General features: G+C 48.3%; 5 protein-coding genes. 4 read left to right on the top strand and 1 reads right to left on the bottom strand.

Annotated elements, in window-relative coordinates; genetic code table 11:
- Window positions 1-903: 903 nt before the first annotated feature.
- Window positions 904-1272 (bottom strand): hypothetical protein, encoded by a 369-nt coding sequence (locus tag ACLUWI_RS04130; protein ID WP_412146258.1) that lies wholly within the window; start codon window positions 1270-1272, stop codon window positions 904-906.
- Between the two features lie 178 nt (window positions 1273-1450).
- Here ACLUWI_RS04130 and hrcA point away from each other — a divergent pair, with 178 nt between their 5' ends.
- The 4 genes from hrcA (at window position 1451) to dnaJ (ending at window position 6292) form a co-directional block, all read left to right on the top strand.
- The gene (hrcA, locus tag ACLUWI_RS04125) at window positions 1451-2500 is read left to right on the top strand and encodes a heat-inducible transcriptional repressor HrcA (protein ID WP_272223420.1); all 1050 of its coding nucleotides are present in this window, start codon (window positions 1451-1453) and stop codon (window positions 2498-2500) included.
- Between the two features lie 10 nt (window positions 2501-2510).
- The gene (grpE, locus tag ACLUWI_RS04120) at window positions 2511-3110 is read left to right on the top strand and encodes a nucleotide exchange factor GrpE (protein ID WP_412146257.1); all 600 of its coding nucleotides are present in this window, start codon (window positions 2511-2513) and stop codon (window positions 3108-3110) included.
- 36 nt (window positions 3111-3146) lie between these two features.
- On the top strand, window positions 3147-5009 hold the full coding sequence (dnaK, locus tag ACLUWI_RS04115) for a molecular chaperone DnaK (protein WP_412146256.1): 1863 nt from the start codon (window positions 3147-3149) through the stop codon (window positions 5007-5009).
- 128 nt (window positions 5010-5137) lie between these two features.
- Window positions 5138-6292 carry a molecular chaperone DnaJ gene (gene dnaJ, locus ACLUWI_RS04110; RefSeq protein ID WP_412146255.1) on the top strand — a complete coding sequence of 385 codons (1155 nt, stop codon included), beginning with the start codon at window positions 5138-5140 and terminating at the stop codon, window positions 6290-6292.
- Window positions 6293-6355: the final 63 nt, after the last annotated feature.

Raw genomic sequence — 6355 nt, 5'->3', positions numbered from 1 at the left:
TGAGTGGATGTTTTGATTGAAGTGATTTCAAATTTTATTGAAAGTTAAAGTCGGTTCCGAGTAAGTCTTAATGATGGACTTGCTAATTAATAGAACTGCTTGACTTGGCAAGGTCGAATCGTTGGTAAAAGAACGATGATTTAAAGTGCAAAGCTGAATTCGTCATCAAAATGGCTGATCTGGGAGTTTGTCATTGTGCGGCTTGATTAAAGATCTGAAAGTTGTCTGCCAGAAGCGACTAAGAAGAGTTCGCGATGCTGTCGTTAGAATCAGACTTGCGATGACTTGGGTAAACTGTATAAAATTTTGCATAATCTGCCAATCAAAGTTTTCATTACCTACTATGTTAAAAAAACGATGCATAGTAGGTAAATTTCGGTGTATATCGAGTTAAGAACTCCTAACTTTACCTACTAATCCTTAAAAAGATTGAAATAGTAGGTAAAGTCGATGTTGGTCAGGATTGGTGAAGCCCAAAATATGCAATTTTACCTACTATTTTTTTGAAAATGCCCTAAAGTAGGTAAAAATCTCAGAATCGTTTATACATTACCTACGATTGACGAAAAAAACGCGAATCGTAGGTAATGTAGTATCAAAATGGTCGGAAAAGTCAGCCGCCCATTACGTGAATATGACTGGCACATCAACCAAAGTCATTTTGCAGTCATCCAACACGTGAACAGGACCAGCCGCGAACTTTCCGCTATGAGAACTGTGAACGCAGCTAAAAATGATATCGCACCTCAATAAGCACGGTCCCTCAGTCTAGCCACACGCAGGCATGAGTCAAATGCGATGAAATCCTGAAACTGATGGCTACTGTCATGAAGCAGGCAACGAATTGGCTTGCCGTGCATCATGCTTAGCAGCTCGCAACTCAAGATATTGCCGATGATCGAATTAATGACGGCTGGCGCGGTGAGCATTGCTGCCACCGATTTTGTGCACCTGGCGCTTGAATTTCTGTCCGTTGGCGGGTGCGAAATGGAAATGACGCATCTTGCCGGCAAACGGACGCCCGCTGAGCCGAATCGTCGTCCAGCGGCGCATCAGTTCGGTCATTTCATGCAGGTCCTTTAAAAGCGCGGGCTGACCTTCTGCTTCGGCCGCCTGCTTGATGTCGGACTGCAGCCGCATGATCAGGTTGTTGTGATATTGAAGCAGTTCGGCGGTCAATGGCGCGTTGCGGTATTGGTTGAACAGTTTTTGAATCAGCTCCATGGCTTCTTTGGCGTTTTGAGGCTGGACATAGCGGTTTTCTTCGTTCATAGATGGCTCCTTTGCTTGAAGCTGCTGCCTTGATATCAAGATGCAGCGGCTTTTGACTAATCTTGACATTTTTATCGAAAAAAAGTTTGACTATTGTTGACTTTTATCGGTGGGGTTGGTATATTATAAATTGTGTTTAGCACTTAGGCAGTTAGAGTGCTAAAAGGAAGTGATGCCAATGCTAACACAGCGTCAAAAGCAAATCCTGCAAGCGATTGTACGTCAATATACAGCGACTGGTCAACCGGTCGGCAGCAAGGTCTTGGCTGACAAGCTCCCCATTAAGGTCAGCTCAGCTACGATCCGCAACGAGATGGCAGTCTTGGAGCGAGAAGGGTTCGTGAAAAAGGAGCATTCGAGTTCTGGTCGCGTTCCTTCCAAGCAGGGCTATCGTTATTACGTTGACCATCTGCTTGATCCAGCAGCTGTTACCGACAGTGATCTGATGGTGATCCAAAATTCATTGGGGGCTGATTTTCGCAAGATTGATGAGATCGTTTCACATTCAGCTGATATTCTTTCAGCGCTGACGTCTTACACGGCGTTTACGCTGAAGCCAGAGCAAAAAGACGTGCACTTGAGCGGTTTTCGTTTGGTGCCGTTGGGTAATCAAAAGGTCATTGCCATTCTGGTTACAGACAGCGGTGAGGTGGAAAGCCAATCATTCACCTTGCCTAAGAACCTGGATACGCAGGCTTTGGAGGCCGTGGTGCGCTTGATCAATGACCAGCTGGTAGGCTTGCCACTGGCCACGGTCGTCAAGCATCTGCAGACTGACATTCCATTAAAGGTTAGTCAGTATCTGCACAGTCCCGACGGCTTTCTGCAGATCTTTGACAGCGTATTGGGGCGGGCGGCTCGCGAAAAATACTTCGTTGGTGGTCGGCTCAACATTCTCGGCTATTCTGATCGGCAGAATCCTCAGGCGCTGCGGGCATTGTATGGACTGCTCGATCAAAGCGATAATCTGTCAAGCATCATTGATTCCGATTCTCCAGATGATGGAGTCAATGTCAAGATTGGCAGTGAGATTGCCAACAATCAGGTGCTCAACGACTACAGTCTGATCACCGCTACCTACGACGTCAACCAATACGGCAAGGGTATTATCGCCGTGCTGGGACCGACGCGGATGCCTTATTCGCGGACGATTGGCCTGGTTGACGCGTTCAGACGCGAGCTGGCTAAACGACTGCTCGACTACTATCACAATTATTACGATTTATAGGAGGGGTTCGATGGCTGAAAAGAAATCAGCAGCTGCCAAGGAAGAAAAGGCGGCTCAAGCAGCTGAACCGACTGCGGCTGACCAAGCGGCTAAGAATGCCGAAGAAGCCAAGGATGCCAAGTCAGCTACCAAGGAAGATCCAACTGCCGCGCTCAAGCAGCAGATTGCCGATCTGAAAAAGCAGCTCGATGAAAAAGACGACCAGTATCTGCGGGCGCAAGCGGAAATTCAAAACATGAACAACCACTTTAAAAAAGAACGCGCGCAATTGATCAAGTACGATGGTCAAGGGCTGGCTAAAGACATCCTGCCGGTTTTGGACAACTTGAAGCGGGCCTTGGCAACACAATTGGATGACAAGCAGGCCCAAGAGTTCAAGAAGGGCATTCAAATGGTTCACGACCATTTGGAAAAGGCGCTCAAGGACCATGGGATTGTTGAGATTCCAGCTGAGCCAGGCACGCCTTTTGATCCGACCAAGCATCAGGCGGTTCAAACCGCGCCAGCTTCGGATGATCAAAAAGCTGACACCATTGTTCAGGTTCTGCAGGCTGGCTATGAAATGAAGGATCGCGTGCTGCGTCCTTCAATGGTCGTTGTTGCACAATAATTTAGATAAACCAATATAAAAAGAGGGAAAACATTTATGGCAAGCAATAAGATTATCGGTATCGACCTTGGTACCACTAATTCCGCCGTTGCTGTTATGGAAGGTAACGAACCTAAGATTATTACCAACCCAGAAGGTGGCCGGACGACTCCTTCTGTCGTATCTTTCAAGAATGGTGAGGTTCAAGTTGGTGAAACGGCCAAGCGTCAAGCCATCACCAACCCAAACACCATTACTTCAATCAAGAGCCACATGGGCGAACCAGGCTACACGGTTGATGTTGATGGCAAGAAGTACACGCCACAAGAAATCTCGGCAATGATTCTGCAATACATCAAGAAGTACGCTGAAGACTACATTGGCGACACGGTAACCCAAGCTGTTATCACGGTGCCAGCCTACTTCAACGATGCTCAGCGTCAAGCTACCAAGGATGCTGGTAAGATTGCTGGTCTGGAAGTTAAGCGGATCATCAACGAACCAACTGCTTCTTCACTGGCATATGGTCTGGACAAAAAGGACAAAGACGAAAAGATCCTGGTTTATGACCTTGGTGGTGGGACGTTCGATGTTTCCATCCTGGAACTAGGCGATGGCGTCTTCCAAGTTCTTTCCACTTCTGGTGACACTCATCTGGGTGGTGACGACTTTGACCAAAAGATCATGGATTGGCTGATCGATGGCTTTAAGGCAGACCAAGGCATTGACCTGTCCCAAGACAAGATGGCGTTGCAACGGCTGAAGGATGCTGCTGAAAAGGCTAAGAAGGAACTTTCCAGCTCCCAATCCGCTGAAATCAACTTGCCATTTATCGCTCAAAAAGATGGTCAACCAGTACACCTGGACCAAACGCTGACGCGGGCTAAGTTCAACCAACTGACCAACGACCTGGTTGAAAAGACCAAGCAGCCAGTTATGAATGCTTTGCATGATGCTGGTCTGGACTTTAACGACATTGATGAAGTCATCTTAAACGGTGGCTCAACGCGGATTCCAGCCGTTCAAGAACTGGTTAAGGACTTGACTGGTAAGGAACCAAACCACTCCATCAATCCTGATGAAGCCGTTGCGCTGGGGGCTGCCATTCAAGGTGGGGTTCTGACTGGTGACGTTAAGGACGTTGTTTTGCTTGACGTTACGCCACTGTCCCTTGGTATTGAAACCATGGGTGGGGTAATGACCAAGCTGATCGACCGCAACACGACGATTCCAACTTCCAAGAGCCAGATCTTCTCAACGGCCGCTGACAACCAACCAGCCGTTGATATCCATGTTCTGCAAGGTGAACGTCCAATGGCTGCCGACAACAAGACGCTTGGCAACTTCCAACTGACGGATATTCCGCCTGCACCACGTGGCGTTCCTCAAATCAAGGTTACCTTCGACATTGACAAGAACGGGATCGTTAACGTTTCTGCCGAAGACCAAGGAACGCACAAGAAGCAAAACATTACGATCAAGTCCAACTCTGGTCTGTCTGATGAAGAAATCGAACGGATGCGTAAGGACGCTGAAGAACACGCCGAAGCCGACAAGAAGAAGAAGGAAGAAGTTGATCTGATGAACGAATCTGACCAGCTGATCTTCCAAACCGACAAGACCATTAAGGAACTTGACGGCAAGGTTTCTGAAGATGAGATCAAGAAGGCCAAGGACGCCCGGGATGCTCTGCAAAAAGCTAAGGACGCCAAGGACTTTGATGCGATGAAGACCAAGAAGGACGAATTAAACAAGATCGTTCAAGACTTGGCAGTCAAGCTCTACCAACAAGCTCAACAAGCAAACCAACAAAATGGTACTGACGGCAACAATGGCGGTGCTGACAACAATAACGGCAAGGGCGACGGCAAGACCGTTGATGGCGACTTTACTGAAGTCAATGACGACGACAACAAGTAGGCCAGTCAGCCGAAGCCGATTTAGATAAGCAAAAAAGCCAAAGCCCCTATAACGGACTTTGGCTTTTGCTTATTTATCGTGACTATGCTATAAAGTAAGAGAGAAAAATTGCGTTGCGAGGGATTTAAATGGCAGAGAAAAACTATTACGACATTTTAGGCGTCAAAAAGGATGCTTCAGACGCCGAAATCAATCGGGCCTATCGGAAGCTGGCGGCTAAGTATCACCCAGACGTCAACCATGAGCCGGGAGCCGAAGAAAAATTCAAGAAAATCAATGAAGCCTATGAAGTGCTGCATGATCAGCAGAAGCGGGCACAATATGATCAGTTTGGCTCCGCTGGCCCTCAAGGCGGCTTTGGTGGCGGTCAAGGCTTCGGCGGCTTTGGTCAGGGCGGTTTTAGTCAGGGTGGCTTTGGCGACTTTGGCGATATCTTCAGTGATCTGTTTGGTGGCGGCCGTGCTCGGCGCGATCCTTCGGCACCAAGACAAGGACGCGATTTGCAGTACAATATGACGCTGGACTTTATGGATGCCATCTTTGGTAAGGAGACTACGATTAAGTATGATCGAGAAGCCGAATGCGATGTCTGCCACGGTTCTGGTGCCAAGCCGGGCAAGTCGCCTGCAACGTGTCATACTTGTGGCGGTTCCGGGGTTGTGATGCAGCGCCGGCAAACGATGATGGGGATGATGCAGTCCCAGACCGTCTGCCCAACCTGTCATGGTACCGGTAAGGAAATTAAGCCGGAAGATCAATGCGACAAGTGCCACGGCTCAGGCCACGTTCAAGAAAAACACAAGCTTAAGGTCAAGGTGCCGGCTGGCATTGATGATGGTCAGCAGATGCGCCTGCAGAACCAAGGTGAAGCGGGTACCAATGGCGGTCCATACGGTGATCTGTACATTGTCTTTAGAGTTACGCCTAGTCGCGACTTTAAGCGGGATGGCTCCACGATCTACGTTGATCAGGATATCTCGTTTGCGCAAGCCGCGTTGGGTGACAAGATCAAGGTCAAGACTGTGCATGGCGATGTTGATTTAAAGATTCCAGCGGGCACGGAATCAGAAACCTCATTCCGGCTGCGGGGCAAAGGGGTTCCACATCTTAACGGCAATGGCAATGGCGATGAGCATGTCACGGTTCACGTTAAGACGCCTAAGAATCTTAACAAGCGGCAAAAAGAAGCCATGCTGGCCTTTGCTGAAGCCAGTGGCGAACGTGTCGCCGGCTACAAGGGCGGTTTCTTAGACAAACTCAAGGATCACTTTGAAGAAAAATAAGCCTAAAGTTTTAAAGAGCAAGACGCTGCAGCGCGCGGCGAATTGCTCTTTTTTCAGTATTTG

Origin of the sequence: Limosilactobacillus mucosae (genome assembly GCF_046939755.1) — a bacterium.
In the GTDB taxonomy this organism is placed as follows: Bacteria; Bacillota; Bacilli; order Lactobacillales; family Lactobacillaceae; genus Limosilactobacillus; species Limosilactobacillus mucosae_A.
This window is presented reverse-complemented; position numbering and strand designations above follow the sequence as displayed.

Coding starts and splice junctions, on each gene's coding strand:
- ACLUWI_RS04130 (WP_412146258.1), bottom strand. CDS start 1,272: ATGAACGAAGAAAACCGCTATGTCCAGCCTCAAAACGCCAAAGAAGCC.
- hrcA (WP_272223420.1), top strand. CDS start 1,451: ATGCTAACACAGCGTCAAAAGCAAATCCTGCAAGCGATTGTACGTCAA.
- grpE (WP_412146257.1), top strand. CDS start 2,511: ATGGCTGAAAAGAAATCAGCAGCTGCCAAGGAAGAAAAGGCGGCTCAA.
- dnaK (WP_412146256.1), top strand. CDS start 3,147: ATGGCAAGCAATAAGATTATCGGTATCGACCTTGGTACCACTAATTCC.
- dnaJ (WP_412146255.1), top strand. CDS start 5,138: ATGGCAGAGAAAAACTATTACGACATTTTAGGCGTCAAAAAGGATGCT.